The following is an 18,675-nucleotide window of genomic DNA, read 5'->3' as shown; positions in this document are numbered from 1 at the left end:
TAGGGTCTGATCAAGGCCGTGATAGTGCGATAGGCATAGTTACACCTGCAGGAGAATAATAATGTCATCACTAAGTAAAGAAGCCGTTATGGTGCACGAAGCCCTGCTGGCACGCGGTCTGGAAACGCCGCTGCGCGGGGCGCTGTTGGATCGGGATACGCGTAAGCAACGTATTGCCGAGCATATGACGGAAATTATGAATTTGCTGAGTCTCGATCTGAGCGATGACAGCCTGGCTGAAACACCGACTCGTATCGCCAAAATGTACGTTGATGAAATATTCTCCGGCCTGGACTACGCCAATTTCCCCAAAATCACCATCATTGAAAACAAAATGAAGGTCGATGAAATGGTTACCGTACGGGATATCACACTGACCAGCACCTGCGAACACCATTTCGTGACAATCGATGGGAAAGCGACGGTGGCGTATATTCCGAAAGATGGCGTCATCGGTTTGTCGAAGCTCAACCGCATCGTCCAGTTTTTCTCTCAGCGCCCTCAGGTACAGGAACGCTTAACGCAGCAGATTTTAGTCGCGCTGCAAACGCTATTGGGTACCAATAACGTTGCGGTGTCGATTGATGCGGTGCATTACTGCGTGAAGGCGCGCGGCATTCGTGATGCGACCAGCGCCACAACCACGACATCGCTCGGCGGGCTGTTTAAATCCAGCCAAAACACGCGTCAGGAATTCCTACGCGCGGTTCGCCACCACAATTAAGCCCGTTCTTATTGGCGATGATGAAGGAAATACACTTTGTCATCGTCAAATCGGACATCATCAAATCTATCGTCTTCGCTTTTTCCCTTTCTGTGCATACAATCGCTATTTCGATGATTTGAAAATGTAATTTGTATGCCTTCTCACACTATACCGTCACCTCATTTGCCACTTTCGCGGCCACCTTCACGGATAGTTACGCTGGATTTCGTGCGCGGCGTCGCCATCCTGGGTATTTTACTGCTGAATATTACGGCGTTTGGTTTACCGCATGCGGCATACCTCAATCCAGCCTGGCAAGGAGACCCCACGTTGCCCGATGCCTTGACGTGGGCGGCGATGGATCTGCTGGCGCAGGCAAAATTCCTGACGCTGTTTTCTCTCCTTTTTGGTGCGGGGCTACAGCTATTGCTGCCGCGAGGGAAACGCTGGGTACATGCACGTCTGTTCTGGCTGATGATCATCGGGCTAATTCATGCCATTTTTCTGTGGGATGGTGACATTTTGCTCGACTATGCGCTGATAGGGCTGGTGTGTTACGGCATGGTTCGCCATGCAGAAAGCAGCCAGTTGCTAATGCGCACGGGGGCGGTTCTGTATCTGGTGGGAATCGGCGTGCTGTTTGTACTGAGTCAGATTCTGAGTCTGCAACCGGGGCGATTCTGGCTGCCGGGTATGGCGGATGTCACCTACGAGGCTTATTGGCGGGCGTTAGGCGGGCCGGAAGCATGGAGTAATCGCGTCGATCTGCTCACGGAAAGCCTGTTGTCGCTGGGCGTGCAGTACGGCTGGCTGTTGGCGGGATCGATGCTATTAGGTGCAGGGTTGATGCGCAGTGGCTGGCTGAAAGGGGAATTCAGCACGGCGCACTATCGTAAGGTGGCACTGTGGCTGATTCCGCTGGGCGTGGCGATTAACAGCATTGGCGTGGTGGGGCAATGGCTGGTGGACTGGGAATATCGCTGGAGCGGGCTGTTATTGCAAATTCCACGCGAGCTGAGTTCACCCTTGCAGGCGATAGGTTATCTGGCGTTGTGCTACGGTTTTTGGGGGACGCTGTGCCAATGGCGCATCACGTACTGGATTACCGATGTCGGGCGCATGGCGTTAACCAACTATTTGCTGCAAACGCTGATTTGTGTGCTGCTGTTTAACCAGCTTGGTCTGTTTATGGCCTTCAGCCGCCTGCAATTGTTGGCACTGGTTCCCATTATCTGGATCGCCAATCTGATCTTTTCTCACTACTGGCTGCGCTATTTCCGTCAGGGGCCGCTGGAATGGCTATGGCGCAAACTCACCAATGCGGTAGGGAAAACCGAGTAGAAAAAACCTTACGGTGCGGCGTGCTCGTTCTGCGGTTTGGATTCGGGCTCGGTTTTCGCTGGTTGGTCAGGTTTAGCCTGATGAACGGGCGAGGGCAGCACCTGCTCCGGCAGGACGGCAGGATAATCCGGGGCATCTTCTGGAATGGTATGTTCTGCGGGAATTGGCACCTGCGGCCCTAAAAAGCGTGGTTCGCGTTTGAGGATATACAGATCGAACAGCGCGCCCAAACGAGCGCCAAACTCACGAACCCGCACGGTCATCATATTTTTAGGAGAAGGCACAGCATAACATTGCGCCTGAATGCCGAGGTGCAGCGCAATGAACAGTGCTCGTTCGCAGTGGAAACGTTGGGTGATGATGGTGAAATCGTTGGTATCAAACACCTTGCGTGTTCTGACGATGGAATCCAGCGTGCGAAACCCCGCATAGTCCAGCACGATATCCGAAGGCGGAACGCCCGCAGCGATCAAATCGCGACGCATTGTCATCGGTTCATTGTAGCTTTGCAGCGCGTTATCACCGCTGAGGAGCAGATAGCTGACTTTTCCGCTGTTGTAGGCGTTAATCGTCCCTTGCATACGGAACAAGTAATACTGATTGATCACGCCGGTACGGTAGTATTTCGCCGTCCCCAGCACGACACCAACCTGACGCTTCGGCAAGGCTTGAAGTTCATCGTAAATAAATGGCGCGGTTTTCCAGCTGATCCAACGATCGAGGGCAAAAGCAGAGAGCAGCAGCACGCCAATGAGAGCTAACAAACCGAATGTCAGGCGTTTCCACATGCTTATGCCTCGGGTAAGGCTAGTCGACTAATCATGCCTCAAGGCTACTTTACCTGACAGAGTGACGCAAGACGAAGGCGAGGAAGGGACGGTCTATTGATTGAATTTTCAGCGTTAGGGTGAAAGGTCGAGAAAATAACACGCCAGCTTTTCGGGCAGAAAAGCTGGCGTGGTGGGGCATACCGGTCTTGCTCCTAACCGATTGGCATGAAGCGTGATGGGCGTGTTAAACCCGGCTACCCCACAGATCGTATTCATCGGCGTGTTCGACTTTGACCTTAACGATATCGCCGACTTTCACACCCGTTTCTCCGTTCAGGTAAACCGCACCGTCGATTTCAGGAGCGTCGGCCATGCTGCGGCCAATCGCGCCTTCTTCGTCGATTTCATCGATCAACACCAGCACTTCACGGCCAATTTTATCCTGCAAGCGCTGGGTAGAAATGGCCTGCTGAAGCTGCATGAAACGATGATAACGTTCTTCCTTGATCTCTTCCGGCACCGGATCCGGCAATGCGTTGGCGGCTGCGCCTTCGACCGGACTGAATTTAAAACAGCCCACGCGGTCGAGTTTGGCTTCTTTCAGGAAGTCGAGCAACATCTGGAAATCTTCTTCCGTCTCGCCGGGGAAACCGACAATAAAGGTAGAACGCAACGTTAAGTCTGGGCAGATTTCGCGCCAGCGCTTAATACGCTCCAGCGTTCTTTCTACTGCGCCTGGACGCTTCATCAGTTTGAGAATTTTCGGGCTGGCGTGCTGGAGCGGGATGTCCAGATAAGGCAGGATTTTGCCTTCCGCCATTAATGGGATCACATCGTCTACGTGCGGGTAAGGGTAGACATAGTGCAGGCGCACCCACACGCCGAGAGACGCCAGTTGCTCACACAGGCTGACCATGCTGGTCTTGACCGGCTGCCCGTTCCAGAATCCAGTGCGCTGTTTCACATCCGCGCCGTACGCCGAGGTGTCCTGAGAAATCACCAGCAGCTCTTTTACGCCGGCATCCACCAGACGTTTCGCTTCATCCAGCACTGAACCGATTGGGCGGCTGTCCAAGTTGCCACGCATGGAAGGGATAATGCAGAATGTACAGCGGTGGTTACAGCCTTCTGAAATTTTCAGATACGCGTAATGGCGCGGCGTGAGTTTCACTCCCTGCTCGGGAACTAAACTGGTAAACGGGTTGTGTGTCGGTTTAGGAACATATTGATGCACGTGCGACAGCACCTGCTCGTAGCTATGCGGACCGGTAATTTCCAGCACTTTTGGATGCACTTCGCGTATTTGATTTTCTTTGGCACCCAGACAGCCTGTGACGATCACTTTACCGTTCTCATTCAGCGCTTCGCCGATGGCTTCCAGCGACTCTTGTACGGCGCTGTCAATAAAACCACAGGTATTGACGATCACCAGTTCAGCGTCGTCATAGCGGGGGACGACCTGATAACCTTCAGTACGCAGTTCGGTCAGAATCCTCTCGGAGTCGACGAGGTTTTTCGGGCAACCGAGGGAAACAAAGCCGATACGTGGTTGTTGCATATTATTCGCTCACAAAATAAACAGAAAATAAAAACCGGAGGATTCTACACCATAGTTGATTATCCTTATAGTCAGTGGTGTAAAACTCAGCATTTTATCGCCGTGGTGATGAGGTCTCGTGGAAGGTGCTTCGCAAAGCGGCGCTAAATAGTAAATGCATGCAGAACGTTATGGTATAATTTTTCATCATTACCACGAGTCAGGAGGCAGGATGGTGCAACGAATTAAAGTCGTGCGGAAGCATCAGCGTAAAAGCAAGATTGATGATAATCGAACCTTAATGCAGATTGGTGCCCGTGCCTCAAAGCAGGCAATCAAAGAAGCGTTAGATTCCGGTGTATCAATCACTTATATCAAAGATGGCTGGCTGGTCAGTCAAGCACCTGATGGTACGCTCTCAGAAATTAAACCCGTGGACGGTCAACCGCCAATTAAGCTCAGGGAGCTGCTTTGCCGAGCCTGAGATTGGTTGCAGGCCCGAATGGATCGGGCAAAACGACGTTGACTAAAGAATTGCGAGAAACCTACGCCGTTCCTTTGGGGCAGTACCTGAACCCCGACGATATTGCAAAGCACATTGATCTACCTGCGTTGCTGGGGGAGACGGTCGATAAAGCACTATTGTCTGATGAATCAGCGGCCAGGCTGGCACAGAGAATTTCCTTAGGTTTGAGGGAGGACTGGATTCGCGATCGGCTTTCTTTTACCTATGAGTCCGTGATGAGTCACAAAAGTCATCTCGATTTTGTAAAAGCGGCAAGAGAAAGCGGTTATAAACCTTACCTTTATTATGTCTGTACGTCAGATCCAGAACTCAACGAGGAGCGAATAACTCAGCGTGTTGCATTAGGCGGGCATAGTGTGCCGAAGGATAAGGTATTCGGGCGTTATCAGCGTAGCTTGATGTATCTCTCTGAGATGATCCGACTCTGCCATCGTGCTTATTTTTTCGATAATTCAACGACGACGTTGACGTTTCTTGGTGAGGTTACACCGGATGGCTTTCTTGATATCGTTGAGGGGTCGTTTGATAACGTGCAACCTATGTGGCTGTACAACAGTGTGATGACGTCGTGGGATGGAGATAAAATCAGGATGATTCAGCCGAGATAATCTCACTTATTCATTTCCGCCGCTTTAGCTACTGGTTTCTTTGAATTTCTTCAATAAATGTAAACCTTGCCCCGTTTTTTTGCACAAACATTGCCCGCCGCCTAAATTTACAGGACTTTTTGTTGGATGGAGACAACGCTATGTCCTATTGCCTGATGCCTCGCAATTCTGCTTCACCCCCCCTGTTACGACGATTTCTTGTTGCGCCGCATTGGCTGCTGCTTAGCGCGACGCTGCTGTTTTCCAGCCCGTTATTGGCGGCGGAACCGAAGGTGACGGAATTGCAGGATAAGCTGGATCACCCGTGGTCATTAGCATTCTTGCCGGAAGATCAGGGAATCCTGATTACGGAACGCGCCGGGAATCTACGCTTATGGAAAGCGGGCAGTGCGCTGTCTGCGCCGATAGCGGGTGTACCGAAGGTCTTCGCTAAATCACAGGGTGGACTGCTGGAGGTCGCGCTATCGCCGGATTTTGCGCAGGATCGACGCATCTACCTGAGTTTTGCTGAAGAGGGCAGTGATGGTAAAGCGGGAACCGCAGTCGGCTATGGCAAACTCTCCGAGGACAATAAGCGGTTAGAGAACTTCACGGTCTTCTTCCGTCAGGAACCGAAGCTGTCGACGGGTAACCACTTCGGCGGCAAGCTGGCGTTTGATCGACAAGGTCACCTGTTTATTGCGCTGGGTGAAAACAATGAGCGCCCGACCGCACAGGATCTGGATAAATTACAGGGCAAAATTGTGCGTCTGACGGCAGAGGGTAAGGTGCCGTCCGATAACCCGTTTGTGAATACCCCTAATGCGCGGCCGGAAATCTGGTCTTACGGACACCGTAACCCGCAGGGGTTGGCGATTAATCCGTGGTCTGGCGTGCTGTGGGAAAATGAACATGGCCCGAAAGGCGGCGATGAAATCAATATCCCTAAAGCCGGTGAGAATTACGGCTGGCCGATTGCGACACACGGCATTAACTATTCAGGGTTAAAGATTCCAGAAGCGAAAGGAAAAGAGATCGCAGGGATGGCGAACCCTGACTTTTATTGGGAAAAATCACCGGGCATCAGCGGAATGGCCTTCTATAACAGCGACCGTTTCCCGCAGTGGAAAAATTCAGTCTTTATCGGCGCGCTGGCAGAGAAGAACCTGATTCGTTTGACGCTTGATGGCGACAAAGTCGCTTCACAAGAGCGCTTGCTGAGCGATCGCGGTGAACGTATTCGTGAGGTAAGGCTGGGGCCTGATGGCTACCTCTATTTGCTGACCGATCATGACAATGGCAAATTGCTGAAAGTCGGGCTGGAGTAAGAAATCAGGCACCTTACGGTGCCTGTTCTACTTAAGACAGTGGAATCATGACGTGTTTCTGATACGCCGGGTGTTCGGTGAGTTGTTGATACCAGCGTTCCAGATGCGGGTGCGGCTGCTGCTCAATCGGCATATTCAGCCAGCCGTAGACAATACAGCCTAGCGGAATATCGCCAATGCCAAACTGTTCGCCAGATAGCCACGGCTGATTAGCCAGAACGGTATCGACAATATCGAACAGGCGTTCGCATTCGGCGATGCCTTTCTGTACTAACGCCATATCGCGTTTTTCCGGCGCGACGCGCACCATATTGATGAACACTGGCCCGAAAGAGACGGCGAGGGCGCTGGCCCAGTCCATCCACTTTTCAGCACTGGCGCGTTTGCCGGGATCCGCGAGATACAGCGAATCCTGACCATACTGCGCCGCCAGATAACGGACGATGGTGTTGGACTCCCACAGCACCAGCTCGCCGTCCCGCAAACAGGGGATAAGGCCATTCGGGTTCATCGCCAGATAATCGGCTTCATGGTTAAGGCCGAATTGCCCACCCGCCGCAATATGCTGATAAGGCAGCGCCAGCTCTTCCGCGCACCACAGGACTTTCTTTACGTTGGTCGAATTATCACGACCCCAAATCGTTATCATACCTGCCCCTCTTTCTTCGTGAAGCCTGCCCGATCATCCGCAGCAGTCGATGAGAAATAATGATATGCCTTTTTAGTCTTTATGATTTAGCTTGTCATTCTTAATAATGACAGCAAGTTACATTCAGACAGGAAAGTTACACAATGACATTGACGCATTCTGTTCGTGCCGTGCTGGGCATCACTCTGCTGGCTGCCGGCATGCAACTGGCGATGGCCAGCAGCGATCCGCAGACGATCACATTTGGCGTGGCGCCAGGGCCGTATGGCGACATGGTGAATCTGGCGATCAAACCTGAGCTGGTGAAGAAAGGCTACAAGGTCGTCGTGCGTGAATTCAGCGATTACGTTCAGCCCAATTTAGCGCTGGCTAACGGTAGTATTGATGCCAACCTTTTCCAGCATACGCTGTATCTGGAAAAATTTGCCGCCGATAAAGGGTTAAAAATTTCCCCGCTGATTACCGTACCGACGGCCAGCATGGGCTTCTACTCGAAGAAAATCAAATCGCTGGATGAGCTGAAGAAAGGGGATGTCGTCACGCTTTCTAACGACGCCACCAATCTGGCGCGTGGTCTGCGTTTCCTGCAATCGCTGGGGCTGATTACGATTAAGGCGGACATCGATCCGACGAAGGCTTCCGAGAAGGATATTCTTGAAAACCCACGCGGGTTGGTCTTCAAACCGATGGAAGCGGCGCAACTGCCCCGCACGCTGGATAGCGTGACGGCATCGTTGGTGAACGGTAATTTCGCGCTGGCGTCTGGCCTGAAACTGTCATCTGCCATCAAGCTGGAAACGCTGGATGAGAACCTGAAAAACGTTATTGCCGTGCGCACCGGCGATCTCGATAAACCCTTTGTTAAAGATACCAAGGCGATTGTCGAATCACCCGCGTATGCCGCGGTGATCAACGATCCGGCATTGATGTATAGCCAGTTCCAGAAACCTGAGTGGATGCAGGCAAAGACGCCAGCGCCCGCACAGTAAGCGTCAGGCTTGCACAGAATATCCTTTGGCCGGTCTATGACCGGCTTTCTTCTTTTCCGCTCAGGCCAGGAGTTTGCGGATAATGATTCAGTTAGAAGGGGTAAGCGTTGACTTCTCTCATGGGAAGCAGCCAGAAAACCGCGCGGTAGACAACGTGTCGCTGCACATCCAGCGCGGGGAAGTTTACGGCATTGTTGGCACCAGCGGTGCGGGAAAAAGTACGCTGCTGCGAACCATCAATCTCCTACAGCGGCCGACGTCAGGCCGTGTGCGCGTCAATGGCGTGCTCATCAGCGAACTGTCAGGTCAGCCTCTACGGGAACAGCGGCAAAAAATCGGCATGATATTTCAGCATTTCAACCTGATGCAGACGCGTACCGTGGCGGAAAACGTGGCCTTTAGCCTGAAAGCCGCCGGGAAATCCAACGCGGATATCGCGACGCGCGTGCCGGAAATCCTGAATCTGGTGGGGCTGGCGGATAAAGCATCGTCCTATCCGGCGCAGCTTAGCGGTGGTCAGAAACAGCGCGTAGGGATTGCCCGAGCGATTGCCAACGATCCCGAAGTCTTGCTGTGCGATGAGCCAACGTCGGCGCTCGATCTGGAAACTTCCGCTGCTATTCTGGCGCTGTTGAAAGAGATTAACGACAAACTGGGCATTACCATCGTACTGATTTCTCATGAAATGAGCGTGATTAAAGCTGTTTGCGATCGAGTGGCGGTGATGACGGGGGGGCGGGTGGTGGAAGAAGGCGATGTTTTCGATATCTTCGCGACGCCGCAGCACGCGTTCACGCGTCAACTGGTGTCCCATACGCTCGATCTCGCCTTGCCGCCGCGCCTGCTGAAAGATTTGCAGGGCACATTATTGAAGATTCTGTTCGTCGGCGAATCGGCGGAACAACCCGTGTTGTCGGATGTCGCGACGCGCTTTGGCGTGTCCGTCAATATCTTGCACGGTAAGATCGAATACATCGGCAATCGTGCGCTAGGCATCCTCGTGGCGCTATTGACCCATCCATCCGACCCCGTAAAAGTGACGGAAGCGGTGGAACATATTCAGGTAAGGACGGCGAACGTGGAGGTGCTGCATGGCTGATTTATGGATCGATCTGGTCGCGGCGTTCGGCGAAACGTTCCAGATGGTGGGGATTTCCACGCTGCTTGCTGTCATCGGCGGTTTACCGCTGGGGCTGCTGATTTACGTTACGGACAGGAATCTATTCTGGCAAAACCGTGCCGTCTATCTGTTTGGTACGCTGTTGGTGAATATTATCCGCTCGATTCCCTTCGTTATTCTGCTGGTCTTGCTGTTACCGCTCACGCAGTTTCTCTTGGGGAACACGATTGGCCCAGTGGCGGCGGCGGTGCCCATGTCGGTGGCAGCCATTGCGTTCTATGCGCGTCTGGTGGATAGCGCACTGCGTGAAATTGACCCCGGCATCGTGGAGGCGGCCGAAGCATTTGGCGCCAGCCCGATGCGTATTATCGGCACGGTGTTACTGCCAGAAGCGAAAGCAGGATTATTGCGTGGCCTGACGATTACGCTGGTGAGCCTCATCGGCTATTCGGCGATGGCAGGCATTGTCGGCGGTGGTGGCGTCGGGGATCTGGCGATCCGCTTCGGCTATTACCGCTATGAAACCGAGGTGATGGTGATCACCGTGGTTGCGCTGGTCATTCTGGTGCAGGTGGTACAGACGCTGGGCGACTGGCTGTCAAGGCGTGCAGATAAGCGCGAACGCCGTTAAGGGTTTTCCATGCACTGGCACGAGGGCAGGGGTGCCATGTTCCTCGTGCCATCCGTTATTTCCTCTGATTATCTGATACCTACATTTTCAGATATTCCTTATTTTCCCTAAGTCATTTTTTTATCAGCGTTTTTTTAGAGGCTTCCATTTCTTTGACTATCTTTACAGAAGGAACGGTTTTCATCCCAGAGATGACGCGTTACCTTTATGTGTTACTAAAGTTTTCAAAGCATATTGAAAATTAATAATTTTTAACGACTGATGGACATTGTGGCGAACTCATGAAAACAACCCCTTTCCTGACCAGACTCACGTCTTTCTCTGTAGGCGCGGTATTGCTTGTTGGTTTGGTGCCCTTCACCTATGCGGAACAGTTGCCAGCGGTGCCGCAGATCGACGCCAAAGCCTATATCCTGATGGATTACCACAGCGGCAAAGTGCTGGCGGAGAGCAATGCTGATGAGCGCCTTGATCCTGCCAGCCTGACGAAAATCATGGCGAGCTATGTCATTGGTCAGGCGATTAAATCCGGTAAAATTAGTCCGACGGATGAAGTGACCGTCGGAAAAGATGCCTGGGCAACCGGCAATCCAGCGCTGCGTGGCTCGTCGCTGATGTTCCTTAAGCCGGGTGACCGTATTCCCGTTTCTGAGTTAAATAAAGGGATTGTCATTCAGTCTGGTAACGATGCCAGTATTGCACTGGCGGATTATGTAGCGGGCAGTCAGGATGCGTTTGTCAGCCTGATGAACAATTATGTGAAGGCGCTTAACCTGACGAATACGCATTTCCTGACCGTACACGGACTTGATGCCACAGGGCAGTATAGCACCGCACGCGATATGGCCCTGTTAGGGCAGGCGCTAATTCGCGACGTGCCGGAAGAGTATGCGTTGCACAAGGAAAAAGAGTTTACCTTCAATAACATTCGCCAGCCTAACCGCAATCGCCTGTTGTGGAGCACGAATCTGAATGTGGACGGTGTGAAAACCGGCCATACCAACGGCGCAGGGCACAATCTGGTCGCCTCGGCAACCGAAAGCAATATGCGCCTGATTTCCGTGGTGTTGGGCGCACAGACCGATGCCATCCGTTTCCGTGAAAGTGAAAAGCTACTCACATGGGGCTTCCGCTTTTTTGAAACGGTGACGCCTGTCAAGGCGGATGCCCCCTTTACCACGCAGCGGGTTTGGTTTGGTACCGAGAAAGAAGCGAGACTTGGCGTCGCACAAGATGCCGCACTGACTATCCCGAAAGGGCAGATGAAGAACCTGAAAGCCAGCTTTACGCTCAATCAGCCGCAGCTTTCCGCACCGTTAACCAAAAATCAGGTTGTCGGCGCCATCGATTTTCAACTGGATGGTAAAAGCATTGGGCAGCGCGAACTGGTAGCAATGGATGATATCCCCGAGGCCGGTTTCTTTAGCCGCCTCTGGGATACGGTGATGATGAAGGTGCAGCAGTGGTTCGGTGGGCTATTCGGTTAAGAGCCTATCCCATTAAGGCTATTTTATTTGCCATTTTGAACCTGGGCAGTGCTCAAACAAACGCAATTGCGTTTGAACGCCCCTTGGGGCGGCCCGTAGGGTGAGCGTAGCGAATAATCCTCACGTACTACGTGTACGCTCCGGTTTCTGCGCGCTGTCCGTGTCCAAACTGGCTGCACCAATAACGCCTACTGGGAAAGACTCTGGTTCCCGGCGTGGATTAACTGAATGCCGTTGTTGGCGAAGTAGCGTAGGTACGGTTCGCCTGGGGCGCTGTCGGAAATGATTGTATCAAACAGCGTGATCGGGCCGATACAGGCACGCTTAATCTTACCGAACTTGCTGCTGTCTGCCACCATAATGATTCGCTGTGCGGTTGCCATTGCGCGTTGCTTCATACTCAACTCGGCAAAGTTAAAGCATGTTGCGCCCGCGTTAAGTTCAATACCCGCCGCAGAGATAAACGCTTTATTCGGGCAGATGTTGTCCAACTCGCTGCGCTGGTTGAGCGGAGTGAAAATTGCGTTATCCGGATGGTATTCCCCGCCGCACAAAATCACTCGGCACGCCTTTTTTTCCTGTAGTGCTAAAAAAGTATTCAGGGAATAGCAAATCGCGGTAAAAGGCAGTTCATCAGGAATGGCATCAATGATGAAGGGGATTGTGGTGCCGCAGTCGAAAAAAACGGTATCGTTTGCTTCCACGAGCTGCGCAGCAGCCACACCGATAGCCCGCTTTTCCCTCACCTGTTTGTTCTGCTGGTCGGAGACAAAATAATTCGTGACGCCGTTATTTTTCAGGTCGCTCACGACGTAGCCGCCGAGTAGCATAACGCAGGTGGAATCTGCATTCAGATCGCGGCGCACGGTCATCTCGGACACGCCGAGTAGCTGTGCGGCGTCCTTCAGATGGAGTTTATCGGTTTTCTTTAATGCCTGAGCCAGTCTGCCGATTCGTTCGTCGCGCCGCGTTTCCATAAAATTCCCAGCTCGTAAGCTATTTTTGTTGTTAGTAGTTTCCTGCTGCGGCAGCTTCGCCTGAAACGATAGCAACGCCTGAGCTGGTGCCGATACGCGTGGCGCCTGCTTCAATCATACGCTGTGCCGTTTGGCGATCGCGAACCGCGCCGGATGCTTTGACACCCATCTCGCTGCCGACGGTGCTACGCATCAGTCGAACGTGCTCTTCGCGTGCGCCGCCGGTGCTGAAACCGGTAGACGTTTTGACGAACGCGACATCCAACTGACGACACATTTCACACACCAGTACAATCTGTTCGTCATCAAGCAGACAGGTTTCCAATATTACCTTCAACGGTATAGCGGCGCAAACCTCGCGCACGGCCTGAATATCCGCTTTGACGGCGTCAATCTTCCCGCTTTTCAGCCAGCCGACGTTAATTACCATGTCGATTTCCTGAGCACCGGCATCAATCGCCGCTTTGGCTTCAAAAGCCTTGCTGGCCGTCAGACCTGCACCGAGAGGGAAACCGATAACAGAGCACACCTGAACGTTAGTGCCTGTCAGCTTTTCGGCGACTAAGGGTACATAGCCTGAATTCACACAAACGGCATAAAAACGGTGTGCGACCGCTTCCTCGCACAGCGTGATGATTTGCTGTTCGGTGGCATTGGCGGCCAGCAGTGTGTGGTCGATATAGCGTGCGTAATCAGTCATGGTAAATCCTCGGTGGTATCGATAAAAATCAGATGGTGCGATTATGACACTCAATGATTTATATGTCATAAAAATAACAATAAAATTAATTTTTGTTATTTTAATAACAAATAATGAAGCGAATGTGATTATCTGTGCATGGGGGGAGATAGAAAGAGAGAGGGGTTTACATCGCGTACAGTAGAAAAGAAAACGCCCATCGTTCTTGAACCTGAAAGGCGGGAACGATGGGCTCCTCAATAAGGGGAATCAAAGAAAAGCAGTGGCACTTATTCAGACTTTAGAGCACAGAAAAAGTTCTCACTTCTCTGGAAAAAATATTGACGATTTTTTACATTTTTTCAGCCGGGTAATTCGGGCCAGATAATCACGATAAGTGAACCTGCCAATGTCAGCAGCACGTTAGCGATAGCGTAGGTGCCCGCATAGCCGAGCGCAGGGATGTTACTGCGAGCCGTATCACTGATAATGTCCATGGCAGGGGCGCAGGTTCGTGCGCCCATCATCGCGCCAAACAGCAGCGCCCGGTTCATTTTCAGTACATAGGCACCGAACAGGAAACAAATTACCACTGGCACCAGACTGACAATGAGCCCCGAAGCCAGCATCTGAATACCGACTTCTCCCAGGCTGCTGTTGATTGTGCTACCCGCACTCAGGCCAACGCCAGCCATGAAGACCATCAGGCCAAATTCTTTGACCATGTTGAGGGCACCTTGCGGAATATAGCCGAAGGTCGGGTGGTTGGCGCGCAGGAACCCCAGCATGATACCGGCGAATAGCAACCCGGCTGCGTTACCGATACCAAAAGTGAAGTTGCTAAATTGGATGGTGATCAGTCCGACCATGATACCGATAACGAAAAAAGCGCAGAAAGCCAGTAGATCGGTGACCTGGCTGTGAATAGAAATAAACCCGATTCTGTCAGCGATGCTTTTTACCCGACGGGCGTCGCCGCTGACCTGCAAGACATCCCCTTTATTCAGCACGACGCTATCGTCAATCGGCATTTCAATCTGGCTGCGGACAATACGGTTCAGGAAACAGCCGTGATCGGTCAGCTTCAATTGGCTAAGGCGCTTGCCGACGGCATTGTGGTTCTTGACGACGATCTCTTCGGTGACAATACGCATGTCCAGCAAATCACGATCGAAAACTTCCTTGCCGTCGCGGAAATTGGAGTTCAGGCGGGAGTGCGAGTCTGGGTAGCCAACCAGCGCGATCTCATCGCCGATTTGTAAAACGGCATCGCCGTCGGGGCTGGCCAGAATGCCGTTACGTCGGATGCGTTCGATGTAGCAGCCAGTCTGGCGATAGATTCCCAGTTCGCGTAAGTTCTTACCGTCCGCCCAGGCAACCAACTCCGGCCCGACGCGATAGGCGCGAATCACTGGCAGATAGACTTTTCTCTGACTGTCTGCGTCCAGCCCACGCTCACGTGCAATCTGCTGTGCGCTGGTGGGCAGGTCCTGATGTTGGAGTTTGGGCAGATAGCGTGCACCAAAAATGAGGCTGACCAACCCGACCAGATACGTCAGCGCATAGCCCAGGCTCAGGTGGTCTTGCTCAATACCGAGCTGGCTGCCCATACTGGCGGTATTGCGCAGCGTGTCGCCCGCACCGACCAGCACTGGCGTCGATGTCATGGAACCGGCCAGCATCCCCGCCGTCAGGCCAATCCCCCAACCAAATAATTTACCTAAACCCAGCGCCAGTAGCATCGCGCTACCGACCATCACCAGCGCCAGCATGAAATAATTTTTCCCGTCGCGGAAGAAAATAGAAAAGAAATTGGGTCCGGCTTCCACTCCCACGCAAAAAATAAATAACATAAAACCGAGGCTCAGCGCTTCGGTATTAATCGAAAAGTGTTGTTGTCCGAGTAATAAAGAAACCACTAAAACGCCAATAGAATTACCGAGTTGTACTGGCCCGAGGCGCAATTTCCCCAGACAGAGTCCTAATGAAAGAACTACAAATAACAGCAGAATGTAATTCCCATTTAACAAATCAGCGACGTTTATATTCATGGAATGTAACTTGTTGTTTACCAGTAAGTTCTTGATGTTATTCATTATAGCGGCTAGATTTAGCCATGAAATGCATGAATTCCCGTGACGGTATCAATACGCGTCAGCTGAAAGGAATCAGCCTCGTTCAGTATAATTTATCCGATAAAAATTGTTCAGTGTAATTATTGTTTAATTTAATGATTGTGGTGTCGCTGTTGAAGGAATGTAGCAGGTTATTGTCTTTTTCTGCGGACAACCTGCGCGTCGAATAAATCGTAGCGAAGCCTCATGTTTTTCATATCGGGGAATACGATAACCATCATTTTTACCATGCCGCATGTTTTCTCGCATGTTGCGGTATCTGGTGGATGCAGGTTGGGAGGCATATTGAAAGGGGCGATTTATGGCAAAAAATAAAGGTTGGGTGGGCGCGATCTGCTGTTTTCTCTTGTTCACCGTCGTATTTCTGAGCCAAAAATTTGAGGTATCGGATGTCGCGGTGAATGACGGGTTGCGTGGCAGTCCGGGGATGTTGCTTTTTCTGCTGCCCGGCATGGTAGCCTGTTTTCTTTCCGCGCGTGGTCGCTTGCTTTACCCGCTGTTTGGTGCGCTGGCGGCGATGCCTGTATGTTTACTGGTGCTTCACCTGTGGAATACGCCGATGCGCTCTTTCTGGCAAGAGCTGGCCTACGTGATGAGTGCGGTCTTTTGGTGTGTGCTGGGTGCGTTGGGTATGCTGTGTTTACGCGGTGTTTATCGACGCTATCTTCGCTAAGCGCTTATTTCATCACCATAAACGCATCGCCATAAAAAAGCGCGGACTTTCGCCGCGCTATTGTCCTGTCAGTTCGATGATTATGGCTGGAACAGAGCCAGATGCTCTTTGGCATAGGCTTCAAAATCGGTGCAACCGCCGATGTGTTTTTCATCCAGGAAAATCTGCGGTACGGTTTCAACTGGCTTTCCTACCGTCTTGGACAAATCTTCTTTCGAGATACCTTCTGCATGGATGTCTACATAGCGGAAGCTGAAGTCATCACGTTGCTCGGCCAGTTTTTCTGCCAGTTCTTTCGCACGTACACAATAAGGGCAAGCTGGGCGCCCGAAAATTACAGCGAACATGTAAACTCCTTTGTAAAATTAGAAAAATGTTCTCATTCTTTAAACGTATAGCGTGACGTCTGTTGCAGACAAGGTCACAGCTAAAGGTGTTACGGTTAATGAGGTTACTGCGAATTACGTTACTATGCCTGTATTCATTGATGAAAAAAAGTCGTCATTACCTGTTACAACGATTTGCTGAAGCTATTAGGCGGTGGAGTAATGCAGCTTCTGCCTGAGCTACGATATAATTCCGCCATACTTCAAGCTGCCTATTAGATGTACTTTATCGACTGAAGGATGCCAGTGTGACACCAACCATTGATTTGCTACAGCGCCACCGTTCTATTCGCGCGTTTACGTCTCAGGCAGTGACGGATGAGCAACGCCACGCCATTATTACCTCCGCACAAAGCGCGTCCAGCTCCAGCTTTTTACAATGCAGCTCGATTATCCGTATCACCGATCCTGCCGTGCGTGAAACGCTGGTTCACTATACTGGCGAGCAAGGCTATGTGGCACAGGCGGCAGAATTTTGGGTCTTTTGTGCCGATTTCCACCGCCATGTGGAGATCTTTCCACAGGCTGAAACCGGGCTGGCTGAGCAACTGCTGATTGGCTGTGTCGATACCGCCCTCATGGCGCAGAATGCACTGGTCGCCGCAGAGTCGCTGGGGTTGGGTGGGGTATTTATCGGCGGAATCCGTAATCGAATTGCTGATGTGACACAGTTACTGCAATTGCCGCCGCTGGTTATACCATTGTTTGGCCTGTGTCTGGGATACCCAGACGCGGAACCGATGCTGAAGCCGCGCATGCCAACCGCCATGATGCTGCATGAAAATATCTATCAGCCGCTCGATCGTGATGTGCTGGCGCAATACGACCAGCACATGGTGGAATATTATCTGCAACGTACCGGTAGCCGCCGCGAGAGCTGGAGTGAGCACGTCGAACGGTCGCTGAAAAAAGAGTTACGTCCATTCATGCTGGACTACTTACATCAACAAGGATGGGCGATACGCTAGTATCTGTAGGATATTTATGAAGATAGCCATTCTGTCTCGTGATGGGGCGTTATATTCCTGTAAACGCCTGCGTGAAGCGGCTGAGGCGCGCAAGCACAGCGTTGAGATTATCGATCCGCTTTCCTGCTACATGAATATCAATTCAGCTGCGCCGTCGGTGCATTACCGTGGTCGTCGGCTGGATAAATATGACGCGGTGATTCCGCGCATTGGTTCACAGATTACGTTTTACGGCACGGCGGTATTGCGCCAGTTTGAGATGCTGGGAAGCTACCCGCTGAATAACTCGGTTGCGGTCATTCGCGCCCGCGACAAACTGCATTCACTACAGCTGCTAGCCCGCGAAGGCATTGACCTGCCAATCACCGGTTTTGCCCACTCGCCGGATGATACCGGTGACCTGATCGCGATGGTAGGCGGCGCGCCGCTGGTCGTTAAACTGGTGGAAGGTACGCAGGGAATCGGCGTGGTATTGGCCGAGACGCGTCAGGCAGCGGAAAGCGTGATTGATGCCTTTCGCGGGCTGAATGCCCATATCCTGGTGCAGGAATACGTGCGTGAAGCGCAGGGTAAAGATATCCGTTGTCTTGTGATCGGTAATCGGGTTGTTGCGGCGATTGAACGGCAGGCGAAAGCGGGGGAGTTTCGTTCAAATCTGCATCGCGGCGGATCGGCGAATAACGTGAAAATTACGGCGCAGGAGCGTGCGATAGCCATCAAGGCGACGAAAACGCTGGGGCTGAATGTCGCTGGCGTTGATATTTTGCGCGCCGACCGGGGGCCGCTGGTGATGGAAGTCAATGCCTCGCCGGGGTTGGAAGGGATTGAAACGACGACCGGGTTCGATATTGCTGGCATGATGATTGAGTTTATTGAACAAAATACTCAGAGACGCTTCGCAACATCGGCAACAATAAGTAAAAGTTAGCTTTCTGAAACCGGGGTTGCGCCGTAAAATACGGCGTTCCTCATTGGCGTGTGGGCATGGTGCAGCGTGCGCAATCGCGCAACCGAACGAGGAATGCGGGTGGCTGCGCGCTTTTATCATGGCATCATCGCGCAATATTCCGTAAGCTATGTGCCGTTTTTAACGATGTTTCTCTGTTACGGCAGCGTCTGGTTTACGTTTTAACATCGCTCTGGTGTGAGCGGTGCTTTCTTTTCAACAACGCTGTTTTTACGGCGA

General features: G+C 52.0%; 19 protein-coding genes. 12 read left to right on the top strand and 7 right to left on the bottom strand.

Translation table 11 applies throughout. The features are described from left to right. The first annotated feature begins 61 nt into the window (after positions 1-61). A complete protein-coding gene (folE, locus tag O1Q74_RS12065; protein ID WP_005967317.1) occupies positions 62-724 on the top strand; it encodes a GTP cyclohydrolase I FolE in 663 nt (220 codons plus the stop codon). 135 nt (positions 725-859) lie between these two features. Next, a complete protein-coding gene (gene yeiB / locus O1Q74_RS12060; RefSeq protein ID WP_271873443.1) occupies positions 860-2,047 on the top strand; it encodes a DUF418 domain-containing protein YeiB in 1,188 nt (395 codons plus the stop codon). A gap of 8 nt (positions 2,048-2,055) precedes the next feature. Here the strand turns inward: yeiB and sanA are convergent, their stop codons facing one another. Together sanA and rimO are read right to left on the bottom strand one after the other, a co-directional pair. After that, positions 2,056-2,835: an outer membrane permeability protein SanA gene (gene sanA, locus O1Q74_RS12055; RefSeq protein WP_271873441.1), complete on the bottom strand. Its 780-nt coding sequence runs from the start codon at positions 2,833-2,835 to the stop codon at positions 2,056-2,058. 226 nt (positions 2,836-3,061) lie between these two features. Continuing rightward, positions 3,062-4,375 (bottom strand): 30S ribosomal protein S12 methylthiotransferase RimO, encoded by a 1,314-nt coding sequence (gene rimO, locus O1Q74_RS12050; protein WP_271873439.1) that lies wholly within the window; start codon positions 4,373-4,375, stop codon positions 3,062-3,064. 211 nt (positions 4,376-4,586) lie between these two features. Between rimO and O1Q74_RS12045 the strand changes: the two genes are divergently transcribed. From O1Q74_RS12045 to O1Q74_RS12035, 3 genes are all read left to right on the top strand, one after another. Further along, complete coding sequence (locus O1Q74_RS12045; RefSeq protein ID WP_271873437.1) at positions 4,587-4,838, top strand: hypothetical protein; 252 nt, start codon at positions 4,587-4,589, stop codon at positions 4,836-4,838. Further along, positions 4,826-5,488, top strand: a complete 663-nt coding sequence (locus O1Q74_RS12040; protein ID WP_271873435.1) for a zeta toxin family protein — start codon at positions 4,826-4,828, stop codon at positions 5,486-5,488. Before O1Q74_RS12045 ends, O1Q74_RS12040 begins: the two co-directional genes overlap by 13 nt. Before the next feature lie 140 nt (positions 5,489-5,628). Then, positions 5,629-6,795, top strand: coding sequence for a PQQ-dependent sugar dehydrogenase (locus tag O1Q74_RS12035; RefSeq protein WP_271873433.1), 1,167 nt, complete (start codon positions 5,629-5,631; stop codon positions 6,793-6,795). Between the two features lie 31 nt (positions 6,796-6,826). Here the strand turns inward: O1Q74_RS12035 and O1Q74_RS12030 are convergent, their stop codons facing one another. Continuing rightward, complete coding sequence (locus O1Q74_RS12030) at positions 6,827-7,444, bottom strand: glutathione S-transferase family protein (protein WP_271873431.1); 618 nt, start codon at positions 7,442-7,444, stop codon at positions 6,827-6,829. Positions 7,445-7,587: 143 nt separating this feature from the next. Here O1Q74_RS12030 and O1Q74_RS12025 point away from each other — a divergent pair, with 143 nt between their 5' ends. From O1Q74_RS12025 to O1Q74_RS12010, 4 genes are all read left to right on the top strand, one after another. Next, the gene (locus O1Q74_RS12025) at positions 7,588-8,433 is read left to right on the top strand and encodes a MetQ/NlpA family ABC transporter substrate-binding protein (RefSeq protein ID WP_271873429.1); all 846 of its coding nucleotides are present in this window, start codon (positions 7,588-7,590) and stop codon (positions 8,431-8,433) included. 82 nt (positions 8,434-8,515) lie between these two features. Further along, positions 8,516-9,532 carry a methionine ABC transporter ATP-binding protein gene (locus tag O1Q74_RS12020; RefSeq protein ID WP_271873427.1) on the top strand — a complete coding sequence of 339 codons (1,017 nt, stop codon included), beginning with the start codon at positions 8,516-8,518 and terminating at the stop codon, positions 9,530-9,532. Continuing rightward, positions 9,525-10,184, top strand: coding sequence for a methionine ABC transporter permease (locus O1Q74_RS12015; RefSeq protein ID WP_271873425.1), 660 nt, complete (start codon positions 9,525-9,527; stop codon positions 10,182-10,184). The genes O1Q74_RS12020 and O1Q74_RS12015 overlap by 8 nt, the downstream gene beginning before the upstream one ends. A gap of 281 nt (positions 10,185-10,465) precedes the next feature. Then, positions 10,466-11,671, top strand: a complete 1,206-nt coding sequence (locus O1Q74_RS12010; protein ID WP_271873423.1) for a serine hydrolase — start codon at positions 10,466-10,468, stop codon at positions 11,669-11,671. 188 nt (positions 11,672-11,859) lie between these two features. Here O1Q74_RS12010 and deoR read toward each other — a convergent pair whose 3' ends face one another. The 3 genes from deoR to O1Q74_RS11995 form a co-directional block, all read right to left on the bottom strand. Next, positions 11,860-12,648 (bottom strand): DNA-binding transcriptional repressor DeoR, encoded by a 789-nt coding sequence (gene deoR, locus O1Q74_RS12005; protein WP_271873421.1) that lies wholly within the window; start codon positions 12,646-12,648, stop codon positions 11,860-11,862. 31 nt (positions 12,649-12,679) lie between these two features. After that, positions 12,680-13,348, bottom strand: coding sequence for a deoxyribose-phosphate aldolase (gene deoC, locus O1Q74_RS12000; protein ID WP_271873419.1), 669 nt, complete (start codon positions 13,346-13,348; stop codon positions 12,680-12,682). A gap of 341 nt (positions 13,349-13,689) precedes the next feature. Continuing rightward, positions 13,690-15,378: an aspartate:alanine antiporter gene (locus O1Q74_RS11995; protein ID WP_271873417.1), complete on the bottom strand. Its 1,689-nt coding sequence runs from the start codon at positions 15,376-15,378 to the stop codon at positions 13,690-13,692. A gap of 385 nt (positions 15,379-15,763) precedes the next feature. Here O1Q74_RS11995 and O1Q74_RS11990 point away from each other — a divergent pair, with 385 nt between their 5' ends. Then, a complete protein-coding gene (locus O1Q74_RS11990; RefSeq protein ID WP_225087815.1) occupies positions 15,764-16,135 on the top strand; it encodes an inner membrane protein YbjM in 372 nt (123 codons plus the stop codon). Between the two features lie 80 nt (positions 16,136-16,215). On the opposite strand, the gene O1Q74_RS11985 is transcribed toward O1Q74_RS11990, so the two are convergent. Further along, positions 16,216-16,482: a GrxA family glutaredoxin gene (locus O1Q74_RS11985; RefSeq protein ID WP_271873415.1), complete on the bottom strand. Its 267-nt coding sequence runs from the start codon at positions 16,480-16,482 to the stop codon at positions 16,216-16,218. A 287-nt stretch (positions 16,483-16,769) separates the two neighbouring features. Between O1Q74_RS11985 and nfsA the strand changes: the two genes are divergently transcribed. After that, the gene (nfsA, locus tag O1Q74_RS11980; RefSeq protein WP_271873413.1) at positions 16,770-17,489 is read left to right on the top strand and encodes an oxygen-insensitive NADPH nitroreductase; all 720 of its coding nucleotides are present in this window, start codon (positions 16,770-16,772) and stop codon (positions 17,487-17,489) included. Between the two features lie 16 nt (positions 17,490-17,505). After that, entirely contained in the window at positions 17,506-18,417 is a 912-nt protein-coding gene (gene rimK, locus O1Q74_RS11975; protein ID WP_225087817.1) for a 30S ribosomal protein S6--L-glutamate ligase, read from the top strand. Positions 18,418-18,675: the final 258 nt, after the last annotated feature.

The sequence above is a fragment of the Pectobacterium sp. A5351 genome (genome assembly GCF_028335745.1).
Classification (GTDB): Bacteria; Pseudomonadota; Gammaproteobacteria; order Enterobacterales; family Enterobacteriaceae; genus Pectobacterium.
The sequence above is the reverse complement of the archived record's forward strand: the minus strand, read 5'-3'. Positions and strand labels throughout refer to the sequence as shown.

Bases quoted from the DNA above. Each gene is read 5' to 3' on its own strand.
- folE (WP_005967317.1), top strand. From the start codon at position 62: ATGTCATCACTAAGTAAAGAAGCCGTTATGGTGCACGAAGCCCTGCTG.
- yeiB (WP_271873443.1), top strand. From the start codon at position 860: ATGCCTTCTCACACTATACCGTCACCTCATTTGCCACTTTCGCGGCCA.
- sanA (WP_271873441.1), bottom strand. From the start codon at position 2,835: ATGTGGAAACGCCTGACATTCGGTTTGTTAGCTCTCATTGGCGTGCTG.
- rimO (WP_271873439.1), bottom strand. From the start codon at position 4,375: ATGCAACAACCACGTATCGGCTTTGTTTCCCTCGGTTGCCCGAAAAAC.
- O1Q74_RS12045 (WP_271873437.1), top strand. From the start codon at position 4,587: ATGGTGCAACGAATTAAAGTCGTGCGGAAGCATCAGCGTAAAAGCAAG.
- O1Q74_RS12035 (WP_271873433.1), top strand. From the start codon at position 5,629: ATGTCCTATTGCCTGATGCCTCGCAATTCTGCTTCACCCCCCCTGTTA.
- O1Q74_RS12030 (WP_271873431.1), bottom strand. From the start codon at position 7,444: ATGATAACGATTTGGGGTCGTGATAATTCGACCAACGTAAAGAAAGTC.
- O1Q74_RS12025 (WP_271873429.1), top strand. From the start codon at position 7,588: ATGACATTGACGCATTCTGTTCGTGCCGTGCTGGGCATCACTCTGCTG.
- O1Q74_RS12020 (WP_271873427.1), top strand. From the start codon at position 8,516: ATGATTCAGTTAGAAGGGGTAAGCGTTGACTTCTCTCATGGGAAGCAG.
- O1Q74_RS12015 (WP_271873425.1), top strand. From the start codon at position 9,525: ATGGCTGATTTATGGATCGATCTGGTCGCGGCGTTCGGCGAAACGTTC.
- O1Q74_RS12010 (WP_271873423.1), top strand. From the start codon at position 10,466: ATGAAAACAACCCCTTTCCTGACCAGACTCACGTCTTTCTCTGTAGGC.
- deoR (WP_271873421.1), bottom strand. From the start codon at position 12,648: ATGGAAACGCGGCGCGACGAACGAATCGGCAGACTGGCTCAGGCATTA.
- deoC (WP_271873419.1), bottom strand. From the start codon at position 13,348: ATGACTGATTACGCACGCTATATCGACCACACACTGCTGGCCGCCAAT.
- O1Q74_RS11995 (WP_271873417.1), bottom strand. From the start codon at position 15,378: ATGAATATAAACGTCGCTGATTTGTTAAATGGGAATTACATTCTGCTG.
- O1Q74_RS11990 (WP_225087815.1), top strand. From the start codon at position 15,764: ATGGCAAAAAATAAAGGTTGGGTGGGCGCGATCTGCTGTTTTCTCTTG.
- O1Q74_RS11985 (WP_271873415.1), bottom strand. From the start codon at position 16,482: ATGTTCGCTGTAATTTTCGGGCGCCCAGCTTGCCCTTATTGTGTACGT.
- rimK (WP_225087817.1), top strand. From the start codon at position 17,506: ATGAAGATAGCCATTCTGTCTCGTGATGGGGCGTTATATTCCTGTAAA.